Here is a 23,324-nt window from a genome sequence, read left to right as displayed (position 1 = left end):
TTGAGCATCCCGACAAGTCGGGAGGGTCGTAGGTTCGAATCCTACATCGCCCACACTCTTTCAGCCTGCCAATTCGGTAGACTCTTTTTATTGAAAAAAAATCACTCAGTTGGTCTTGAGCATCGTAGGTTCGAATCCTACATCGCCCACGTGGTTTTAGCAAACTTTCAAAGGGAATGTTTTTTTAGGTGGCAATCACTCGGCACCTGGGAGTAACACATTGCTCCCCGTAACCGGACTCGAAACGGAAATACGCTGGTAAATCTCTCGCTTTCTTCCACTGCGTTCATTTTTTTAGGATTTTTTGAATCTTGTTGCCTAAATTGACGTAATTAGAAAATGCGATTTCACTTTTAACGGAATTCTTTACTTTGGCGGTTTCAAAGAAAATGAAAATTGGACAATGGTTCAACGGGCAGTCGTTTAAACAGTTCTGGCGCGATGAGCCAGCCTTGGCCCGAAAATTACTATGGTATTTGACCATCTTTGCCCTTTTATTCCTGTTAAGCGTTGGAGGGCCGCTTAGTCCAAAAAACGCAAATTTTCTCTTCCTCATTGCTCTGTTTATTTTCTGGACTAAAAGCAATGCAATTATCCAGCAAAAAATCAGGCCCCATGCCGCCCTGCTGCTTTTCATCTTCTTCACGGGCGCTTTTCTTCAAAATACGATGCTCAATATTTTACCGGCATCTCCACAAACAGAAACTCTGCTATCTTATCCATATCGCCTCCTATTGCAAATCATCTGGTTAGTAATGGCCTGGTCTATTGGCTTATTTTTCGTTCATGAATCCAGAGGAAGTTCCGGGTATCTGTTACTCGGTTTTTTCTATCTGATTTTCTCCCATTTTTTCCTCATTTACGGCCCGTCAATTGCGCGCACGATTTTTTATTTACTACTCTTCATCTCACTTTTTAAACGAACGCACTGGTTAGAAGAGCTTTCCAGAGCCGAATTGGGCATTTACCTTCTGCTGGCTTTCGTCTTTTATGTTCAATTACAACGGCCACCCTTTTTTGACCAATTTCGGGAAATGGCCAGCTCGGCAGAAGAGGGATTCTGGACCTATTCCTGGCCATTTTTCCTCTACTACCTGGCCAAAATCTATCTGGTTGTTCTGCTGCTCAAAATACCGCTTGTTTTGATCTACAATTACGCTCCCATCTCCCGAAAATTATGGATGGCCAGTTTGTTTCAATCAACCATTCCCCAATTTGTGCAGTTATTTTTACTTTTATTCATTTTCTTTCTGTTTATTTCCGGATGGCAGGCCGACAACCTGCGCCAGGAAATTTACAACTTATGTCGTGAGACAGCCCATAAGCCATCCCAGCAAGTCCGTGTCCAAACCATCAGTCTCGATGAATTGTACGACAAAACACACGATTCCAGGGTATTTAACAGAGACCTGAGCATTGTAACTTTACTCGATACTCTGGATGAAAAGAGTCAACCAACCAGACTTTTGTTCTTTCGAGCTCCGCAGCTGGACAAAGATTCGCTCTATGTCATAAAGGTGGATTCCCTATTTTTAAAAACCCTGTTTTCACGAACCAGATTAATCGTTGGTAGTGGAATTCTGGCTTACAAATTACAGCCAAAGTCTTTTCTGTCGTATTTTTACCATCTAAGTTTCTGGCAATCCGGCACCATCCGCATTAATCCTCTGGGATTGATCAATCCCTTCACCAATTTAAACAAAAGCCATGATGTGGTCATCTGGCCGCCGACACTTAGCCGAGACCGTAATAGAGGCTTCCTGAAATGGAGCCGCATGCAAAGCTATCCTCTTATTGTGGGCCGAATCATCTTTCCGCTGGAGAAAACCAATACGTATTTTGCCATGGACATCTATTATGATTTACAGGATTTGTTCCAGTGGAATTTTTTAACGCAGGTGCTCCTGGTACTCATCTTTCTGTTTTTCCTGATCAACTCGGTAGTGATCAAGCGCGTGGTTAAATTAGGCGCTGAAATTAATCAATTGATCGTGAAGCGAATTGACCAGCTACGAGCAGCGGTACGGGCCATTTCGGCAGGCAATTTAGATTACCATATTAAACTGCAAGGGGACGATGAATTTACAGAATTCGCAGCCCATTTTAACCGCATGTCCCGCGAATTGAAACGTTTTATGAAAGAAGCCGCCGAAAAAGAGCGTCTGGACCAGGAATTAAAAATTGCCCACGATGTTCAGTTGAAAATGTTGCCTGCCCGTTTACCATCGATTCCAGGCTACCAGCTGGCTGCCGACCTAACCACAGCCAATGAAGTGGGTGGCGATTTTTATGACGTCTTCCCCATTGATGAACAGCAGTATTTAATTGCTGTAGGCGACGTTTCCGGCAAGGGCATGTCCGCCGCTTTTTATATGGCACAACTGATCAGCCTATTGCGTTTTTCCCGACCCAATATAAAAAATCTAAAAAGCCTTGTTTTGAATTTGAATGATTTTTTAAGAAAGGAAGTGCTGGAGAACAACATCTTTGTTACCGCTACCATCGGTATTTTGAATTCTAAAACAAACCGTTTTCACTTTATCAGAGCTGGGCACACATTTCCCATTATTCTTAAAAAACAGGATGATCGCCAGATCATTACTGAAATAAAAACCAATGGCATAGGCATTGGCATGACCCCCTCAGGTCAACTTCTCAGGCAAAACCTGGAAGTTGGGCAAATTAAATTACATCCCGATCATAAGTTAGTTCTGTACACAGATGGCTTTACTGAAGCGGCCAGAGAAGACCCTTCATCTACCCCCCTTCTTTATGGTGAAGAACGATTTAAAAAACAGCTTCTTCGCTGTGGGGCGCTTTCAGTCCAACAGATGATCGAGTGCCTTAAGCATGACATAGAAGACTTCTACCAGGGACAACCACGATTTGATGATCAAACCATTCTTATCTTACACAAAATCTAAGGCAGCAAAGTCGCTACTTTTAAAAAACCGCAAAGGGCGCCCGTCATGCTGCCGGGCAGGCCCGTCTGGCAGGCGCAGCCTGACAGGCCATTCAACCGTTCAACAAATCAACAATTCAACAGTTTTGTCTCCTCCCACAGCACAAAAATTTCCGCGCGCTAATGTGTTAAATCTTTTAACGAAAGTATCCTCAGATAAATTTTAACGACGCATCATTTACCTGTTAAAAAATACCAACCAGATTAATAAACGGAATGAAGGTTTTTGAAAATTACCTGTTTAGAGCGCAAAGAAAAAGGCGAAATAATTATTGCTCCAATTTGTTAAAAGTGGTATATTGGAAGGAAAAAGATTTTTTACAGAGGTTAATTAAAACAAAACATTCAACGGAAACTGTAACCATAAATATGGAGTTGGCCTATGCGATTCAAAATGATCCTGACATCTTCATTGTCAAAGAAGATCTTTATGAGCATTGCGGGCTTGGTTTGGACAGGATTTTTACTCATTCATCTTTTGGGAAATTTGCAATTACTCAGTTCAAATCCTGATCCATTTAACAAGTACTCGTATTTTTTGACACATCAAACGGGGGAGTTCATTTATCTAGCAGAATTTTTACTTGTTTTTTTCCTTTTAACCCATCTGGTTTACGGGATTTGGGTCCAGATCGGAAACTGGCGAGCCAGGCCTCAGGGCTATTCCATGGTGACCTGGGCTAAGGGAAAAAGCCGACGTTCTTTTGGTTCAGTAACGATGATCTACACCGGCATTTTGATCTTTGTTTTCCTCATTTTCCATCTGTTACATTTCAAATATGGAAACGTGACCATGTACACGCCGGAAGGGTTTACGCATCAAATTCCAAACCTTTACCAAACGGTTATTGAATTCTTCCAGAATCCATGGAATGTAGCCTTTTACGTTGTCATTATGGTCTTGATTGGTTTTCATTTAAGCCACGCTGTTTGGAGCTCATTTCAGTCACTGGGACTGGGCAGTAAATGGTTTACTTCATTCATTTACACTGTAGGTGTTCTGTACGCCATCATCATCTCATTTGGTTTTGTTTTCTTGCCGATCTGGATCTACTTCACGAGAGGAGGCGCATTATGAAATTAGATTCAAAAGTTCCCAGCGGCCCATTAGCAGAAAAATGGGATATTCATAAAAACAATTTAAAACTGGTGAGTCCGAAAAATAAGCGCAAATTCTCTGTTATTGTCGTTGGTACCGGTCTGGCTGGAGCCTCAGCAGCAGCCTCTTTGGGAGAACTGGGCTACAAAGTAACGACCTTTTGCATTCAGGATTCTCCGCGTCGGGCGCACAGTATTGCTGCCCAGGGCGGAATCAACGCGGCTAAAAACTACCAGAACGACAACGACAGTATCTGGCGCCTGTTTTACGATACCATCAAAGGCGGAGATTATCGCGCACGCGAAGCCAATGTGTACCGTCTGGCGCAAGTGAGCAACAACATCATCGATCAGGCCGTTGCCCAGGGTGTGCCCTTTGCCCGTGAGTACGGTGGATATTTTGCCAACCGTTCTTTCGGCGGAGCCCTGGTTTCAAGAACATTCTACGCCCGCGGTCAAACGGGGCAGCAGCTTTTGCTCGGAGCCTATGGGGCTTTAATGCGCCAGGTAGATGAAGGTAATGTGCGCTTGCTACCCCGGCGCGAAATGGTTGAGTTGGTTGTAATCAATGAAAAAGCACGGGGCGTCGTGGTTCGCAACCTGATTACCGGCGAACTGGAAGCTTATTGGGCCGATGCCGTTGTTCTGGCTACCGGTGGATATGGTGTAACGTATTATCTGTCCACCAATGCCATTAATTCCAACGCCTCAGCCATCTGGAAAGCGCACAAAAAAGGCGCCTTTTTTGGCAACCCTTGCTATGTTCAGATTCACCCAACCTGCATCCCGCGCTCCGGCGATTATCAGTCAAAGCTGACCTTGATGAGCGAAAGTTTGCGCAATGACGGTCGTGTTTGGGTGCCCAAGAACAAAGGCGACAAACGACATCCCAATGACATTCCCGAGGAAGAACGGGATTATTATCTGGAACGTAAATACCCCACCTACGGCAATATGGTACCACGCGATGTGGCTTCGCGCAATGCCAAGATGGTGTGTGACGAAGGACGCGGGGTCGGTGAAACGGGCCAGGCTGTGTATCTGGATTTCCGCGATGCTATCAAAGAATTTGGCCGCAAAACCATTGAAGAGCGTTACGGAAACCTGTTCGAAATGTACAAAGACATCACCGGGGAGGACGCCTACGAAGTTCCCATGCGCATCTACCCGGCTGTTCATTACACCATGGGGGGGCTATGGGTTGATTACAACCTGATGAGCACCATCCCCGGTCTGTTCGTGTTGGGAGAAGCCAACTTTTCTGACCATGGCGCAAACCGCCTGGGAGCTAGCGCATTAATGCAGGGACTGGCCGACGGCTATTTCATCATCCCCTACACCATTGGCGATTATTTCGCCAGCACGCAATTGGAAAAAGTGAATGAAGAACATGAAGCCTTTAAAGAAGCCATGGCCGAAGCCGATCAGCGCTACCGCAAGCTGCTTTCTATTAAAGGTACTAAAACAGTTCGAGAATTCCATCGTGAATTAGGCGATATCATGTGGAATAAGGTGGGCATGTCGCGCAACGAGCAGGGTCTAAAAGAAGCCATCGAAGAAATTAAAAAACTCCGCGAAGAGTTCTGGAACAATGTACGTGTGGCCGGAGAGCTGAACACCATGAACAAAAATCTGGAAATGGCCGGCAGAGTGGCCGACTTTCTGGAATTAGGTGAATTGATGGCCATTGATGCCCTGCATCGTACCGAGTCTTGTGGGGGGCATTTTCGCGAAGAAAGCCAGACTCCCGAAGGTGAAGCCCTGCGCGACGATGAAAACTTTTCTTACGTGGCCGCCTGGGAATTCAAAGACATTGGAAACTGGGAATTACACAAAGAAGAACTTAAGTTTGAATATGTAACCCCCACCCAACGCAGCTACAAGTAAGGAGGCAGGCTATGGAAAAGAAAAACTTAACCATACATTTGAAAGTCTGGCGTCAAAAAGATGCCAATTCACGCGGTGAATTCAAAAACTATCTGGTTAAAGATGTCAATCCGGATATGTCGTTTCTGGAGATGCTGGACGTATTAAACGAAGATCTAATCAAAAAAGACGAAGAACCCATCGAATTTGACAACGATTGCCGCGAAGGTATTTGCGGTATGTGCGGCGCTGTAATTAACGGCACTGCCCACGGGCCGCAAAGTGGCATGACCACCTGCGATATTCGCATGCGCATGTTTAAAGATGGAGATACCATCGTAGTTGAACCCTTCCGCGCCCGGGCCTTTCCGCCCATTAAAGACCTTGTGGTCGATCGCAGCGCACTGGATCGCATCATGTCCAAAGGTGGCTACACCTCGGTACGAACCGGCGGCGTTCCAGAAGCTCTGAGCATTCCTGTGCCCAAAGAAAAAGCCGATGAGGCCATGGACATGGCTGCCTGTATTGGTTGCGGCGCCTGTGTGGCTGCCTGTCCCAATGCTTCTGCTGCGTTGTTTGTCGGGGCTAAGGTTTCACAATTGGCCTTGTTGCCACAGGGCCGACCAGAAGCGGCCCGGCGCGTAGAACGCATGGTGGCTCAGATGGATGAAGAAGGATTTGGCGCTTGTTCCAATCATGGCGAGTGCGAAGCCGTTTGTCCCAAGGAAATTTCCATTACAGCTATTGCCCGCATGCGGCGCGAATACTGGAAATCCATGTTCAAATAAAATCCGATAAAAAATAGTAACCTAAAAGACAAAAGGCCTTCCACATCCCTGCGGAAGGCCTTTTTTTTCAGGGGCCTTGATATGTTTCTAAAAATTTAAACGAATTCCTATTTGCAAACGATCCATTTGATATTTTTCCCGCGTCTGCATGGGCTCTAAACTCTGATCATAGTCCCAATCGTAGCGGTAATATTTCACATTTTCAGACAGGCCATGAATCAGGGCAACATCAATCTGCGTGTTCTCACCCGTCCTGAGCCCTGCTCCAACCGTGAAGTATCTCTTATCGGCCTTTTTGTCCAGACCTTTAATTGGAGTTGGCACATAACGATAGCCGGCACGTAGCTCCAGCTGACCGTTAAACAGACTGTACTGAGCGCCGGCCGCATACGAAAACACGTCTCTTAAAATCAGGGGCACCTGATCATTCTGGCGCGTAAAGTAGGTTTCGTACCAGGACGAGGTATTGTCGCCTCGCTCTAATTTCAATTGCGTCCAGTCCACATAGCGCGCAGAGGCAGAAAGCAATAAATTTCTTAATGAATAGGAAATGCCTACATCAAATTTGAAAGGCACTTTAATGTTGTAACTAAATTTACCCAGGCTATCGTACGGTTCAACAAAATGGTAGGTCTGGTTTTCGGGAATGGAATAAATGTCATAGGACAATTCATCGGAATAGGTCCAGGTTTCATCCACCGAAAGTTTTACAGGAAAGGTGATGTTCCCGCCGATGCGCAGCCGATCATCCATGCGCCACAAACCGCCGACCTTGACTTCAAATCCTGAATAATCTGTAGAGATGAGCTGTTCAATCTGATAATAATTGTAATAGAAATTTTCGATTAACTGATTGTTGTTGTCGTAAATATCGTAGGCATTGGTCCCTTTGGCGTCTTCCTGATAATATTTTAAGCGATAATCGCTACCTCCGCCAATCAGGTTGATAGTCGCCCCGGCTGAAAAGTCGGGTGACAGATCAATGGCGCCTCCAACCGACCACTGAGACAGGTGCCCTTCTTCTTTAATATTTTGGGAAATGTTCAAATCCAGATCAAAAGGCAAGATTAAACCATCGTAACCCAGATCATTGTATATGGAAAAGGCCAGATCATTACTTTTGCTGTTAAAACCTGAAAACTGCACCAGACTGTTCAGGTCCTTGATGCGCTGGTAGCCAATGGCCAATACCAAACTCCCACGCCTTACCGGAAAGGGGTAAACATAACCGAAACTCTGAAATTTAGTAAAACCCTGATTAAGGCCTGATTTGTGCCCTAAGTAAGTGGCATCGGTTTGCAGTTTTAAATGGTTTAAGGAGCCGTAGATTTGCTGCATTTTAATCTGCGCCAGTCCGGCCGGATTCCAGTAAATGGCCGAATAATCATCCGCCACAGCCGTAAAGGCGTTTCCCATGGCCGCTGCCTTGGCCCCAAAGCCGCTCTCATTTTCTACCAGATTGGCGGCCTCTTCCACATTCTGAGCAAGAACTCCGCTCGTAAGTAACATAATCCAAAACAAGAATAGCGCTCTCATTCCTGACCTTTCCTTAGCTTTAATCACTATTTTCTCCGACTTCCGGATCGCCCTGAACTACTTCTGGTTGCAGACCGCGAGGTACTGCGTGAAGAGCCCGCACTCGAACGCACCGTGCCCGAACGACTACCTGAACTTCGGGAAGGCGAACGGTAAGAAGGGCTGTACCCGAAAGAAGAACGCCGCGTTGAATAGGTCGAAGGGGAATGCCCCGAATGCCTTGTGGACGTTTTGCTCTTTGTTCTAAGATAGGGTTTGGGCGTTGCCTTGGGCTGCTTTACAGCGCTTTTGGGCTTTGTAGAACGAATTTTAGTGATCGGATAGTATTTCCGTTCATGCCTGCCCGTTCGCCTGGTAACCGTTTTTCCGCTTTTTGTAATACGATCCGAGCTACCTTTTTTTACAACGGAGCGCGAAGTGGTACGGTCGCGGTAAACAGTACGCGAGGTTGTTTGCCGGATGGTTTCCGAATCGACTTTCCTACGCACACTGCGGCGTGTATCCGAACTGGATATAACCGTTCCGGAAACCCGGGTGGGCAAGAATGACGAACCTCCAACACCGTGGTCGTTACCGGACGTTTTACTCAATCGGACACGTTTACTGCCACCACCGCGTAATAAGGAACCTCCCCTGGCAAACGGACGCGGTCCATAAGGTACAGTGTAACCAGGCCCCGGATGCCAATACCACGGATCGTAGTAGTCCCAATACCATGGGTCGTAAACGATAAATCCAGGATACCATAACCATGGATTTACAGGACGAAGCGGATAAAACACACCCCAATACGGAGAATAAGGATAGTATAAATCTGTCCATAACCAGGGATCAGCGTAAAACCCCCAATGCATTCCAAAATCAAAATCATAGGGTGAATCGTAAAAGTTCTGAACGATGAGCGGGGCCCCCTGATCACTGTAAATTGTGTCGGCTGGAGGATAATAATAATCCCCTTTCAGGGAATCATCACGTTCTACAAAAGCCAATTGTGTATAGCATGATGTAACCAACAGCAGGCCCGTGATGAGCAGGGCTAACATTTTTATGGTTCTCATGGCAGTCACCTCATTTAGTTTTTTTCAGATTATTAAATAACAAATATTGTGCCATCAACAATATATGGCCAAATGCCTTGTTGTTCAAACCTTTTTATTTAACGCTGCACACACATTTTTGTTTACATTGTTTGCAATTAAATAATATTGTAAACCAAGTTAACAGATTTTCTTCCAAAACCTGGCCAAATCTTTTATCGGAAGGAAGAATCTCTTACACTTGCAGGACAAATTTTCCGCTGGCGCAGAAAATTGTATGTGTTTAAGAATTAAGAGTGTAATAGTTAATTAGTTGAATGGTTGAATAGTTAAATGGTGCTGATTATCATTCTGATTCCCGCTTCAGCGGGAGGAAGAATGCCTTACATGATTAAAGAGGTTCCGGCTCTTGCTTGCGCTCGGCCGGGATGACATGTTCGGGGAAGATATTTCGCCATATGATTTCTCCACTTTGCACGTCGCTTTCGCTCCGCGCATCGGTCGAAATGACAATTAGTTGGCTTCAAACGCACCGTAACTCGAGCTTAGCTCGAGCCCTCTACCGGCAGAAACAATTTTTCCCTGGCCCCGATTTTCGTGGGGAAGGTGGCAGGAGGTGGGAACGAAAAAGATGCAACCTGTTGGAGCGAAGCGGAAATCCCGATCCTTGGGAACAGGCTTGTCCGGCCGTAGGACGGGCCCACCAGTCTGGCAAAGCGCAGCCTGACAGGTCTGGCCACCGGACAGGCCATTTAACCATTCAACAATTCAACTGTTTTATTTCCTCAAACAGCACAAAAATTTTCGCATCCCGCTGTAGCGGGACTAGATCTTTTGAGGGGAGTATTCTAAAGAGGTTGCTACTTACGTCCAGCAACATTGAAAGATCGCTTTGCTTCCCGAAATAATCGTGAACGGAGTTGTTGTCCTGAGTACGGGGCCCCGTCAATTCAGCGACTAATCTCTTAAAGTGGCGGTCAATCTTAATGGATTTTTTAGTAAATCAAGCGCCTCATTGATGTGCGTTACGACAATATCAGCAGTACGGATGGCCTCTCCGGCGCTGCCCTCGGCCTGGATGGTAGCAATACCCAACCTGGCCTCTTTAAGCATCAACCGATCGTTGCGCCCATTACCAATGGCTACGGTTTGCGCGGCCCCCAGCTGCCGGACATATTCCCGCTTTTGCCGACCCTGATCGCTGGAGGCAATAATTTTAATGCGGAGAGGAAAATCCGCCAGATAGCTGCGCACCAGTCCAAAGGTGTCGGCAGTGATAACGTGAATGTTCAGGTGTTCGGCCAAATCCAATAAGCGGGGGGTAACCCCTTCAATTAATCGGCCATCAATGGCCAGTGTGCCATTGTAATCCATTACCAGGTAGTGTAAAGTAAGTTTTCCGTATCCGGGGATATCGACTTCGATCATTTTGTCCCTTTCTCAAAAAGTGGCTGTTCAATCAGTTCGGAAAATCCTTTCTATTTTTTGAGCCAGATCGGGGAAGATAGCGCCAGCGCCTCTCTGTTTATGAAACGATTACTTAAACTGCGCGGGATCGATATTGTGTCGTTTGAGCATTTTGTGCAGCCCGACCCGACTAACTCCCAATTTTTGTGCCGAGCGTAAAATGTTGCCTTTGCACGCGCCCAGAACCTGGCGAATCATTTCATCTTCTAACTGAAAAAGCGCTTGCTTCAGCGGCAATTTTTGCAAGTTTTGCGAGCTGATATTTAGCTTGCTCTGATTTAAAATGCGGGGAGAGAGCAAATCGGCGCCAAGCGCCTGCCCATCATCAGCCAGTGTAACCATGCGTTCTATTTCATTTTCCAGTTCGCGAATATTGCCAGGGAAAGGATATTGCAGCAAATGCTTAAGGGCTTCATCCGTTACGCCCGGCACCTTTTTACCGATGCGTCTGGCGTATTTTTTGACAAAATGCTGAACCAGGTCCGGAATGTCCTCGGTTCGTTCGCGCAGAGGAGGCAATTCGATGGGGAAGACACTCAAACGGTAAAACAGGTCTTCCCGAAAATTCCCCTTCTTCACTTCTTCCTCTAATTTTTTATTGGTAGCGGCAATAACGCGAACATCGACCTTTTTGGTCTGGTGGGAGCCCAGGGGCCGGATTTCGCCTTCCTGCAAAACGCGTAGCAGCCCCAATTGCAAGGCTGGCGAGGTGTCTCCGATTTCGTCCAGAAAAATCGTTCCTTTGTCTGCCAGCTCAAATAATCCCTTTTTGTCGCGTACGGCGCCGGTAAAAGCGCCTTTTACATGACCAAATAATTCGCTCTGTAAAAGCGTGTCGGGGATGGCAGCACAATTTTGAGCCACGAACAACCGCTCTTTACGATTGCTATTGTAATGGATGATTTTGGCCAGCAATTCCTTCCCTGTACCCGTTTCGCCGAGCAACAGCACAGTGGTTGGCGTATTCATCACCTTTTTAACCAGTTTTAAAATCCGTAAAATCTCCGGGCTGCTGCCGATAAACTCCCCCAGGTCCAATTGGTGTTCGACCTGCTGTTTCAGGATCAGATTTTCGTTGAGCAGACGTTTGTTGGCCTCTTCCAGTTCCTGTTGCAGGCGTTTGTTTTCCTGAATCAGGCGATAGTGTTGCAACGCATTCTGCAAAATTTGCTTAAACTCTTCCGGCTCAAATGGCTTGGCGATGTACTGAAAAATCTGCGCCTGATTGATTGCCGAAATGGTTGCCTCAATATCTGCGTAGGCCGTAAGTAAAATGCGAACGGCTTCTGGCTGCATGGCTTTGACTTCTTTTAAGAAGGTTACGCCATCCATCCCAGGCATGCGCTGATCTGAAACCACCACAGCGAACGGTTTTTCCTGAACAAACTGCAGGCCCTGCTGCCCGCTCTCGGCCACAAAGAGGTTGAACTCATTTTTAAACAAACGCTTTAAACTGTTCAAGATTTCCCGCTGATCGTCCACAATCAAAATGTTTTCATCCGAATTCAGCATGGTCACCTGCTCCTTAATCACTTTACTTAATCATAACACCTTTTTACCATAATGCGCATCCTGATCTTGAATGCCGTGAATACCGATCCAAAATCCTGAAACGACGTTTCCAGCGCATGGCCCCGGTAGCCTCCGGCCACAGCCAGATTTTTTACGCTTCCGACGCTCGGTCTGCCTTTCCATCTTGTTCCCTTTTTTGTAGCGGTAAGCGAATGATAAATGTCGTGCCCTGGCCTGGTTTGCTTTTCACCTCAATGCTGCCATTGTGTTTTTGAATGATGGAATAACTGATGCTCAGACCCAGGCCGGTGCCTTGATTGATCTCCTTAGTCGTAAAAAAGGGATCGAAAATCTTAGGCAAAACATCTCCAGGGATGCCCTTACCCGTGTCCGAAATCAGGATTTCCAGCCAACCGTTGTTCAGGCGACTTGCCATGGTGATGGTACCACGCTCTTCAATGGCCTGAATGGCATTGAGTAAAAGATTGACAAACACCTGATTGAGCTGCGCCGGATTGCAGTAAATTTTGGGATTGGCCATAAATTTTTTGCGCACTTCGATGTGGTCTTTTATCTGGTGGCGCACCAGCCGAAGAGCCGTTTCCAGGCCCTCCACCACAAACGTTTCCTTCCATTCTGCCTGATCAATTCTTGAAAAGTTTTTCAATTGCAAAACCAGATCTTTAATGGCCTGGCTGCCGGTGAGGTTGTCGGTGATGATGCCTCGAATGTCCGAAAAAATCTCAGCCAGGCGGGCCCCATATCTGGAACGTAAAGTATCGGGCATTTCCTGCCACACCTTTTCAATTTCCTGTAACAGGGTTTGCAAGGCCCTGGAATTGGCGTAGATGAAGCTTACTGGATTATTGATCTCGTGTGTAATGCCGGCTACCAGCTGCCCTAAAGCGGCCATCTTTTCTGAATGAATAAGCTGTGCTTCCTTGCTTTGCAATTCTTTAAAAAGGCGCGTCAGCTCCTTATTTTTTTCATCCAGCTGGCGATTGGTTTCTTCCAGTTGTTTTAGATACTTTTCCTTGAGTCGCACTTCGGTAACCTGACGCGTTAAACGGGCCGTGTGTTCAATGTAATAGATGTTTTCCAGGGTGATGGCCATCTGATTGGCAATCTGGTAGATCATTTGAAGATCCTGCCGGGCGATGGGATGGTTGGGATGCATCATGTAAAAAGCCAGCAGAGCTAAATGTTGCTGGCCGATGGAAATGGGCACCCACACATTAAACCGGATGGCGCGGCCGTTTTCCTGAAACAGGTAAGGTTCCTTTAAAATTTGAATTCCGGCAGTAAATTTAAAATTAAATTTCAGCACCTTATTTTGTGGGAAGACCAAAAAATGTTTCTGACCTTTGCGCCGGAAAATACGCACATGTTTCAGCTCGCAATTTGTTTTAAGAACGGCAATCACTTTCTCAAATAATTCCTTTTCATCATGAATCTGCAACATACCCTGACTCAGGTTTTGCAATGCCTGGCGAAATTGCTCATGTTCCAGGCGCCGCCTTCTTTGTCTTTCAGAGAACAAAAAGGTCGTCAACAGACTGAGCAATGAAAAGGCATTAAGGGCCATTAAGGGCATGTAAATGGGCTTCTGGTACAAACCGACAAACAGCACCACAGCCACTGTAAACCACAAAATAAACTGAAAGGTCAGCACAGTTGGTGAAAAGTGGTAGCGGCGCAAACTAAGCTGTGTGTAGGTGATTAAAATTAAAATGAGCAATACAATTAAACCCAGGGTGTACCAGGTTTGTTTTTGTTTAAGAAAAAAAACCGTTCGCCTGGTTAACAGGAGCAAACGGGCTAAAGTAGGAGGATATTCATAAACCACATAGTTATGGCCTGGTTGCAGATCATCCAGTTCAACCAGGCGCCCGGAGGGGAAATAGATTCTGGCTTTAAGCGCAGTAAAATGCCCGCTTCCCACATGCAAAGCCGCAGCCTGGGAAGAAAAATAACCGGCCTGCCAGGTGACCAGACGCTGGCCCAGCGAAATGGTTTGCTCGCCACGCTGCGCGCTTAAAAAGACTCTGGCGCCAATCGCCTGGCGATTGCTCTTGACGCCGATCAGGCTCAACGTCACAGAACGGTGGTCATTGACGGGATTCAGATAAATCTGGCTAAAGGACTTTTTGTTCCCAACCAGCAAATCCAGATCGCCATCGCGGTCAAAATCGGCCACGGCCGACCCGGTGCTGTAGTTCTGGTGATGATCCGAATCGTATTCGACCAGGAAACGCCCCTGGCCCTGATTGATGTACAGACGGTTTTGGCCATTGACCGCAATGAACAGATCGAGATAGCTGTCGTTGTTAAAGTCGGCGCACAACACGCCGTAAACCGGTTGCCCGATTCGGAAAAAGGGCTGGAGAGTATCGCTTACAAAAAAGAGCTTGTGATCGCGGCTCTGGTTCCGGTAATAAAAAAGATAGCCGTCCCGCGTAGCCACCAACAAATCGAGGTCACCGTCGTTGTCTAAATCGGCTGCGCTGGCCGAATTTGAATTGTAAGGTTTATCTAAGGTGGGTAAAGGTAAGCGGGCCAGACTAAACAAGCCGCGCCCATCATTCAGCAAAAAGTAATCTCCTGTAAACCAGTTGCACACGTAAAGATCCATGTCGCCGTCCTGATCAAAATCAGCGGCAAAAGCGCCCTGGCTGGTAGCCGAATCCAGCAACTCTTCGCTCCAGATTTGCTCCTTAAAAGTGCCATTCTTCTGGTTGACCAAAAATCGATTGCTGTTGTGTTCATCGGTGATGTACAAATCGAGGTAGCCGTCGTTGTTGGCGTCGAACCAGATGCCCTGATTGGCATCCACCACGCCATGCAGATTCAGGGAGGCGGTCTGGTCGCTAAAACGCACATGCCCCAGATTTCTAAACAGGCGAAAGGTCTTTCCCCAACCGGCCAGAAAGAGATCGGGCAGGCCATCGTTATCGTAATCGGCAAACGAGGCGGCTAATTCCAGATTGGACCGCCCTTTTTGCATCAGATCGCCTCCCAGGCCGGAGTAGATCGTACGATCAATGAATGGGATGATCCCCCCGTTGTTAATCAACAGGCGATTCAAATTGCGGAAGCAGGTAATGTAAATGTCCGGGTAACGATCCTGATTTAGGTCGAGAAAAGAAACGCCGTAAGCGTCTTCAATATCGGGAATCAAGCCGGAAATTAAATTGGATTGCAATAAACGATAGGCCTGCTGCTGCGCTGCAACTGCCTGGTAAAAAAAGAGCAAGACCGCTATTAAGCCAGGAAAAACGATCCGTTTCATTTTGAATAGTCCGTTTAAGTGTAAACAAAATTTACACATTTAATCGGACAGAAACAAATAGAAATGCAGTAAATGCGCAACAAAGTGAAAGGGTTAAGCCGTTGTGTTCCTGAAGATTAATGGAGCTGTTTAACCGTTTTCACCGGTCAGACGGGCGATTTGTAGAATGTAAAAACGGAACTCTTCCTGTTCTTTTTCGCTCAGGGGCTGGCTTTCGATTTGCACAATGCGTTCGACGTCGTGCAGGGCGCGCAGAACATTGATGGGGATTTGCATTCCCCGTTGCTGGGTTTGAGTCAGATATTCCACGGCCGCCAGCAGAAACTGGCGTAAATTTTCATCGCTCATGGTTTGCAAGCCGGCGGCAACCTGTTCCAGGCTGCGTTGAAATTGGGGAAGTTTTACCGGCAGGTTGCTTTCTGCGCTGCCCTGTTGTTGCATTAGCTGGACAATGGCCTGAGCCAGTTGAACAAAGCTTTCCACCTGCCTGATCACCTTCTCTTCAATCAACTGCCATATTTTCTGCCGCCAGTGCCTGATTTGTTCCGGAATTTGCAATTGTCTCTGTACAGCATCCTGCCACTCCTGTGCAGGCAAAGGGTTGATGAGAGGCAACAGATTTTCCAGACGCGTGTTAAACAAATCCGGCTGCAACAAAACCGCCAGGTCCGGTCGCAAAGCAGGTAAAAGATGGTGCTTAAAATGTCCGTTTTCAAAGAAATCGGCCACGAGCAGGCCGTGACGGCGTAACAACTCTTTTTGAAACAAGGGAATGTACGTTCTGATTAATCCCATGTCTTCACGCAGCGAACTGAGAGCGCTGTTTCCCGGCGGAAAGCAGGATTCCAGTTTAGACCAGAATTGCAGCTCCATGTCCTGGTACAAACGCAACTCGCGCAATATTTCGTAAACAGGCAAATGGGGCAAAATGCGTTCCTGCAACAACAGGGGCGCGCTTAAAAAGGCTTGTTGCTGCTGGCTGAATTCATGGAGAGCGCGGAAGAGGCCGGTGGTTAACTGAGCAATGCCCAAAATCATAGTCTGGGCCCGGTTGTGACCGATGGCCCGCAACATGGTCCCATATTTTGATTGCGGCAGCACACGGGACAATCGTTCAATAACCTGCTGGCCCACATCGGCAGTCTGAATTTTTCCGGGGCGCACGGTGGGCCGGTCTCTGAAGGGCGGCACCATGCGTGAAATAAAATAGGAAGCCAGATGAATGCCCACAATATCTTCATCCCGACCATAGACGATTTGTCTGAAATTTTCCATCCGGGCTTGCAGGAACTTTTCAAAAAGCGGATCGCTCCAGCCAATGGTCAGTCGTTTCAGTTCTTTTTCACCGCGTTCTCCAAAACGTAAACGCGTCTGGACCAGAGGCTCGCTGGCTCTGGCCACCTCAGCTTCGAAGTAGGTTTGTAATTGTTTGAACTGAAAAAGAAAATTCGCCCGTTCACTGGCCGAGATCATGCGCAGTTTTTCAGCAATCGTACTCTGGAAGGTGCGCAAATCGCCGCTGCTCAGCACGCCGCGCAGGGGGGTAACAGCAAATTCGCAGGCTCTGGCTGCCGAAGGCGGCAGGGCCTGAGCAAGGCGTGCTTTATTGCTGCGGTTTAAGAGGAAAGCCGGCTGACTGCCCAGGTCATCGTAAAAGCCGCCCTGGCGTTGCATGGGCTCGCCACTGCCCAGTTTAAGACGAATTTTACCGGCCAGGCCCTTTTGAGCCAACCAGCGCACAACTTTAAAACGCGTTTCTCTGTACCAATAAGCAGCAACGGTTTGGCTGACCTGCTGACTTAAATCGGAACCAGCGACAAAAATTTCACAGAGCATTTCTCTGAACCGTTGTTCAACGCTCTGCATGGTCGATCGGTGGTTGCTGGCGTAGGTCCACAGGCGATCCAGATGGCTTTCAATGGATTGCACCACGCGAATTTCTTCAAATAAAGGCACAATCCACAGGTAAGGCATGGGCAGATTGTCCTGCACTCTCAAAATAGCCTCGCGTCGGGCGCGCAGTTTTTGCTCGAGCCGGATGATGGCATCCGGATCGCTGCACATGCTGACCTGCAGCGCCAGAATCAATCCCGGATTACCAACTCTGGCCCCCAATTCATTGATTTCCATCAGATTAAATACCGTTGTGTCAATGGCAAAGGCATCGTGCGCTGTAATCAGATTTTGGTGGATGCGCGGCGTTAAAACAAAGCGCCGCAGTAAATCCCGGTAAAAAACCAGCCGATAAAACAATTCGGGATGATCCAGATGCTGAAGCAAACGATCGATGTTTTGATGTAAGGTTTTGCGCAATTGCTTATTTAGGCGAAAATAGTATTCCAGTTGAGCGCGGCGCTGCTGACGCAGATTCAACATTTTGCGCTCCAGGCGATCATTGTGCTGCCAGAGTACGGTCAAAGGGTCCTGAAGCAGATGGAGCTTCATGCCAGCCTTGCGCCAGGGCGAAGGATGAATGGAAACCGGTAGCAAACTCTGGTAGCGTTTTTCCAGTTGATTGGTCAAATAGGTGATTTGATTGAGCAATTGCCAGAACTTTTTACGCCTTTGTTCAAAGTGCTTTAAGGCGTCGCGTAATTGGACATCCAATTTTAAGTCCGGCTCCAGTTCGAGCAACAGGGTCAATATTCTGGCTAACCGGGCCACATTCTTAATCAACACGGCGGCCACCAGACGGTGCCCCTGCCCGGAAGGGCGCGAGCTGCCGTCCCAATCGCCCCAGTAAGAGAGAAAGGTTTGCAAAACATCGTTGCCCTGTAAAAAGGCTAAGTGCTCGGCCTCAATCAGGGCATCCAGATCCAACAGCAGTTCATCCGACTCCTGAATGGAGTTGATCGGTACGACCTGGCCGCCAAATTCATCGACCAGGGCGCTGGCCAGGTTCTTTAGTAATGACTTGCCGACCTGTCCCTTGATTAAAAACTGATCCATAGCCTGGCGGGCCAATTGGTCCACGCGGATGCTGTAAATCTGGGTGGGGTGAACCGTCCGATCAAACAGGCGTTGTAAAAAACGCTCCTGTCTGGCCGACAGACCATCTTTGTAAAATTCGCGTTCTAAAATCCGGGCCATCAATCGTTTTTGTTCAGCCTGCTCTTTCTGGCTCCATTGCTTAAAGATGTAAAAACGCGATTTGAACTGGTCGGCCAGGCTTTTAAGACGTTCTGGCAGAAATTGTTTTAAAAAGCTGTCTGCGCCTTCCTTTAGCGGATGTCCGTTCCGTTTTAGGCGGCGCAGGAATTCTTGTTCGGAAAGCGCAGAGAGTTGCTCCAGCAGGCTCTGCCAGGGGGCCTGGTCTAACAGGATTTCCGGCGCCAGGCGTTGTTTCTGATAAAGGCTGGCTTCCTGGGCAATCATGCGGTTCAGATCGATCAGCACACGGCGCGTCATATAATAGAGACGATCGCCTTGCATGCGCCCTCCGAGGGTCAGCCGAAAGGCTTTGCGCGCCATCTGGTAGCCAGCAGCCGTCCGGGCAAATGTAGTCAAGGGCACCAGTCCAATACCTTGATTGGCCAGGACGGTGGACAGCGAATCCAGCGAAATACCGGCAGGCAGTTTTTGAATGACCATTAAAGGGTACATGCTGCCCCGGGGAGCTATGATCTCAATGCCAAACGGATTGCGATCGGCAGGAAGTTCGTTCATGGCCTTTTGCAGGGTAGCCATGCGTTCTGCAAACAGACGGTTACGAAAATGCCAGTAATTGTTTACCTTATGGCTGCCATTACGGTAAAACAGATAGGCAATGAGCAGCGGTAAGCTGTGTTTTTGAATGTCTTTAATGCGCAGGGCAAATTGTTGACGCAGGCTGGCATCCGGTATTTCAATTACCGTTATGCGGGCGCCGGCAAAACTGTCGGTTTTAGACAACGAATGACAGGTAATCACCCTGTTCAAGGCGTCAGCCGTCAGGTAACCTGTTTTAATCAGTTGATTTACAATCTGACGGGCAGAAGGAATGGTGCGCGGTTCGGACCAGGGCCCGACATTCTGATAGGAAAGATCGTCGATGACATAAAGACCGCTTTGCAACGCCCATTGAAAAATGGGCTGTAACACTTCCTGAGGAATCACGGCGCCTGTGGCATTGTGCGGATTGTTGATGGTTAACGCACCCGAGCGTAGAATCTCTGGATCCTGTTCAATGAGGGATTGCAGGTGCTGAATGACATCGCTGGCCGTAAAATTTTCCAGGGGATTGATGGGCAGGACATGAACCTGAGGAAAACAATGCTCGTAAGTCCAGCCCAGATCAAAGGTAACCACCGTTTTAATCGGCCCATGGAAGCCTAAAACTCCCAGGGCCGTGCGGGCTGAACCGCTAACCGCCAGACAGGCTTCCCGATCGTATTCCGGGTGAACGGCTACAAAGGCGTCCAAAAAATTTTGTTCCAGCATGTCCGCCCAGGAAGGCCGGGCCAGATTGTCAAAGAAGGCCGCGATCAGGTCCAACGCTTTCCGGCCGGCCAGCGCATCGTAGGGAGCTGATTGCAATAATTCAGAGTGTAACGCATCAGGGAAATAGCCCGTCGCTCTGGCGCTGAGAGCCTCCAGTTGGTGTTCCAGACGACGGCTTTGCCTGGCTATGAGTTCCGTTGCCCTACGAACGCGTGCTTCGACCTGCTGACGCACCTGTTGAGCGGCTGTGAACTCTGAGTTGTCAAATTCCGGCGTTTCATTGTTCGGCTCATTTGCTTCGGGAGTCCGCTGGAGTAAAAAATGCAGCAATTCAGCTTCGGGCGCCGAAGGGGTTCCTTTTAATTGAAAATGGATGGTTTCCAGGTGCTGAATGTAATCGGCCCGTCCGGCAGCAATAATGGTCGAAAGCTCGGCTAATTGCGGATGAAACACCGCAGGCGTTAAAAAGCGCAAAACGCGTTGCTCCAGCAGGGCTTCGCGGGCCAGGGACAAATGGTTGGGCGCATTATTGGCTTCGACAATGAACAAAGGATGTTGCAAACTCAACTGCCGTACCTGGCGTCTGAACGGCTCACCTGGAATGGTTCCTAAAATTAAAAAATGCGGCCTGGCGGATTCGCGGGCGACCATTTCGGAAAGAACGCGTAAAGCGTCCATTTCAGCAGGGGGCAGATTAAAAAATTGCAGGTTCCCAAAATCGTCGCTAAAAACAGGAGCCGCCATTTGGTAGAACAACACGCTGGCCGGAACTCGCTGCAAATAGTGGTTCAGGGTAAAAAAGAAAATCCGTAAGTTTTCTAAAGGGCCTCCGCTGCCTAACATTAATTCTTTGCGCCCGCTTTTTTGCCCGATATCATAGGTGATGGTCTCTAATTGCTCATGTTCAAACCACTGTTTAATGTAATGAATCAGGGGGCCGGGATTGCGCCAGGAATACCCGCCACGGGCCATGTAAGGATTGCACAGCGGGATAGTGCGGTAGATGAATTTAGCCTGTTCAATCATCCGCGAATCGACTTGCTGGTCGCGTAAATAGCGCTCAAAAGCCGCTTCATCTGCCAGAGCTGCCGGATCCTCAATCTGAAACACCAGCTGCCGGAAGCGCTGCGTCAGCCGTTCATCCTGAATGGGATGCCCGATATGGAAATTAACGCGTTCGGCCTCTTTAACCGGCGCGGCCGAAGTGGCTTCACTGATTTCCGAAACCTTGGCTGCTTTTAATGCTTTTAGTTTAAAAGGGTCTTCATTCATGTTTTCAGATTACGACTGGTGGTGATTCGCATCCTTACTTTTTAAAGCGGTCTTAAACAAATGAAATTTACTACTTCGACTTGGCTCTGGACTGCAAAACGTCTTGCAAGGTCTGGCCAATAAGCTCCAACAGGTTCAGGCTTTTTTGCTGATCATTAGCGGACAGGGAGACCACGGTTTTGGCGTTTTTGAGCTGCTGGCTGGCTTCTGCCAGACGGGCCACCTGCGGCGAAAGCAAAATGAGCTCCGGATGTTGTTCAAATATTTTTAACTCTTCCTGTTCTATTTCCATTTGCAGGCGTCGGCGCTGCAGCTCCTGCTCCACCTGGTAGCGGGCCAGCTCGGCCTCTTTTTCCTGTTCTGCCCTTTTGAGCTCCAGTTGTTTCAACTGTAATTGATGCTCGAACCGCCTGATTTTTTCATCGGTTTCAAAGCGGTAACGGCTGGCGTCTAATCTGGCTTTTTGATTGATCTTTTCGGTCTTTTCCCTGATTCGGGCGGCCTCTTGCTGTTGCATGGCTTCGGCAATTTCACTGTCCAGCGGCTCAATGAGTTGAATATTGACCCCAATCAGTTTTAGTCCCAACCGTTCTGCCTCTTTACTCAAATTTTTAAGCAAAAAATCCTGCAGGTCTTTGCTATTCAATTCTTCAATTTCCCGGGTCTGGCAAAAGCCTCCGGTAAGCGATTGAACAAAAAGGCCCAATTCCTGGCTGGCCTTTTGAACCAGACTCTTTTCCCATCCTCCTGTGCGAACCAGAGCGCTCAAATTGTCTTCGTCGGCTGCTGTGGTGGTGGTTAACTTGACTTTCACCGGCAGTTTGCCACGGGCTTCACTTTCAAACTCCCAGACCGATGTGTGAATAGTAGCCGGAATGGCCAGGCTAAAATGTCTGGGATAAAAACGCGCCCGTCGCCGGACAATTTTACCGCCAACATCGGCCAGAATAATCTGGTCCGGGCGACGCAGACGAAATTCGTAAAGTAGAATCAGGAATAAAATTGCAGCAATGATGAGGAAAACAGCACCCATGATGCTCTCCATTTTTTATTGTTTTTAGAACCTAAACAAAAACCGGCCCTGGGGCAAATCGATTTTTTACTCCATCTTTTATTTGATATTTGTTGCGAAATATTTAAAATTTATTCTTTAAATGCAATTTTATTTAATTAATAACTGCATATTTTTACAAATTAACGCATTAAAAGGAGATGGCCATGGCCGGATCAGAAATGCGCCTGATGCCCAAACAAAAGCGGATTGCTCTGGTGGCCCATGACAACCGAAAACAGGACCTGCTGGAATGGGTTCAATTTAATAAAGATTTGTTGAGTCAGCACCAGTTATTTGGCACAGGCACAACTGGTTCACTGCTTAAATCGCGGCTGAACCTGCCGATCCACTGCTTTAACAGCGGCCCTTTAGGGGGCGATTTACAAATCGGCTCTAAGATTGTAGAAGGTGCAATCGATTTTTTGATCTTTTTCTGGGATCCGTTGGAAGCCCAGCCGCACGATGTGGATGTAAAGGCCTTGTTACGCATTGCCGTGTTGTACAATATTCCCACGGCCTGTAATCGGTCCACAGCAGATTTCTTGATCTCTTCGACCTTGATGGAGCAACCATATCAACAGGAGATTCGCTTAAAACTGTAGAACAGGTAAGAGGCTGTACTTGTAGAATACTTCCCTTAAAAGATCTATCCCGCTAAAGCGGGATGCGAAAATTTTTATGCAGAAGATCCTAACCCCCCCGCCCCCTTCCCTTCTTTTAATACTAGGGAAGGGGGAGCAAATTGTGCCGCTTTGCTGAGTTTTACTGTGATATGTTAAGATATTTTGAAATTTTCTATTTGCAATCTTTGCGTACTCTATGAATGCTTTGCCTGTCCTCGAAGATCGGGATTTCCGCTTCGCTCCAACAGGTTGCATCTTTTTCGTTCCCACCTCCTGCCACCTTCTCCACGAAAATCGGGGCCAGGGGAAAATTGTTTCTGCCGGTGGAGGGCTCGAGCTAAAGCTTGAGTTACGGTGCGCTTGAAGCCAACAAATTGTCATTTCAACCGATACGCGGAGCG

General features: G+C 47.6%; 12 protein-coding genes. 5 read left to right on the top strand and 7 right to left on the bottom strand.

All coding sequences use genetic code 11. From position 1 onward, the window contains the following. Window positions 1-389 precede the first annotated feature (389 nt). From ACWB0I_RS09200 to ACWB0I_RS09185, 4 genes are all read left to right on the top strand, one after another. Window positions 390-2,924 (top strand): SpoIIE family protein phosphatase, encoded by a 2,535-nt coding sequence (locus tag ACWB0I_RS09200; protein WP_479387764.1) that lies wholly within the window; start codon window positions 390-392, stop codon window positions 2,922-2,924. 420 nt (window positions 2,925-3,344) lie between these two features. Continuing rightward, a complete protein-coding gene (locus ACWB0I_RS09195) occupies window positions 3,345-4,040 on the top strand; it encodes a succinate dehydrogenase cytochrome b subunit (protein WP_479387763.1) in 696 nt (231 codons plus the stop codon). Further along, window positions 4,037-5,947, top strand: a complete 1,911-nt coding sequence (locus tag ACWB0I_RS09190; RefSeq protein WP_479387762.1) for a fumarate reductase/succinate dehydrogenase flavoprotein subunit — start codon at window positions 4,037-4,039, stop codon at window positions 5,945-5,947. Before ACWB0I_RS09195 ends, ACWB0I_RS09190 begins: the two co-directional genes overlap by 4 nt. Before the next feature lie 11 nt (window positions 5,948-5,958). Continuing rightward, window positions 5,959-6,714 carry a succinate dehydrogenase/fumarate reductase iron-sulfur subunit gene (locus tag ACWB0I_RS09185; protein ID WP_479387761.1) on the top strand — a complete coding sequence of 252 codons (756 nt, stop codon included), beginning with the start codon at window positions 5,959-5,961 and terminating at the stop codon, window positions 6,712-6,714. An 87-nt stretch (window positions 6,715-6,801) separates the two neighbouring features. On the opposite strand, the gene ACWB0I_RS09180 is transcribed toward ACWB0I_RS09185, so the two are convergent. The 7 genes from ACWB0I_RS09180 to ACWB0I_RS09150 form a co-directional block, all read right to left on the bottom strand. Further along, window positions 6,802-8,250, bottom strand: a complete 1,449-nt coding sequence (locus ACWB0I_RS09180) for an OmpP1/FadL family transporter (protein WP_479387760.1) — start codon at window positions 8,248-8,250, stop codon at window positions 6,802-6,804. 26 nt (window positions 8,251-8,276) lie between these two features. Further along, window positions 8,277-9,308, bottom strand: a complete 1,032-nt coding sequence (locus tag ACWB0I_RS09175; RefSeq protein ID WP_479387759.1) for a hypothetical protein — start codon at window positions 9,306-9,308, stop codon at window positions 8,277-8,279. A gap of 936 nt (window positions 9,309-10,244) precedes the next feature. Next, window positions 10,245-10,715, bottom strand: a complete 471-nt coding sequence (locus tag ACWB0I_RS09170) for an HAD family hydrolase (protein WP_479387758.1) — start codon at window positions 10,713-10,715, stop codon at window positions 10,245-10,247. 108 nt (window positions 10,716-10,823) lie between these two features. Next, window positions 10,824-12,266 (bottom strand): sigma-54-dependent transcriptional regulator, encoded by a 1,443-nt coding sequence (locus tag ACWB0I_RS09165; protein WP_479387757.1) that lies wholly within the window; start codon window positions 12,264-12,266, stop codon window positions 10,824-10,826. Between the two features lie 151 nt (window positions 12,267-12,417). Beyond that, window positions 12,418-15,555, bottom strand: a complete 3,138-nt coding sequence (locus ACWB0I_RS09160) for an FG-GAP-like repeat-containing protein (RefSeq protein WP_479387756.1) — start codon at window positions 15,553-15,555, stop codon at window positions 12,418-12,420. Window positions 15,556-15,684: 129 nt separating this feature from the next. Further along, window positions 15,685-21,246 (bottom strand): pyridoxal phosphate-dependent aminotransferase, encoded by a 5,562-nt coding sequence (locus tag ACWB0I_RS09155; RefSeq protein ID WP_479387755.1) that lies wholly within the window; start codon window positions 21,244-21,246, stop codon window positions 15,685-15,687. Between the two features lie 70 nt (window positions 21,247-21,316). Further along, entirely contained in the window at window positions 21,317-22,279 is a 963-nt protein-coding gene (locus ACWB0I_RS09150; protein ID WP_479387754.1) for an SPFH domain-containing protein, read from the bottom strand. 185 nt (window positions 22,280-22,464) lie between these two features. Between ACWB0I_RS09150 and ACWB0I_RS09145 the strand changes: the two genes are divergently transcribed. Beyond that, window positions 22,465-22,902: a methylglyoxal synthase gene (locus ACWB0I_RS09145; RefSeq protein WP_479387753.1), complete on the top strand. Its 438-nt coding sequence runs from the start codon at window positions 22,465-22,467 to the stop codon at window positions 22,900-22,902. Window positions 22,903-23,324: the final 422 nt, after the last annotated feature.

Source organism: Caldithrix sp. (assembly GCF_056497305.1).
The sequence above is the reverse complement of the archived record's forward strand: the minus strand, read 5'-3'. Positions and strand labels throughout refer to the sequence as shown.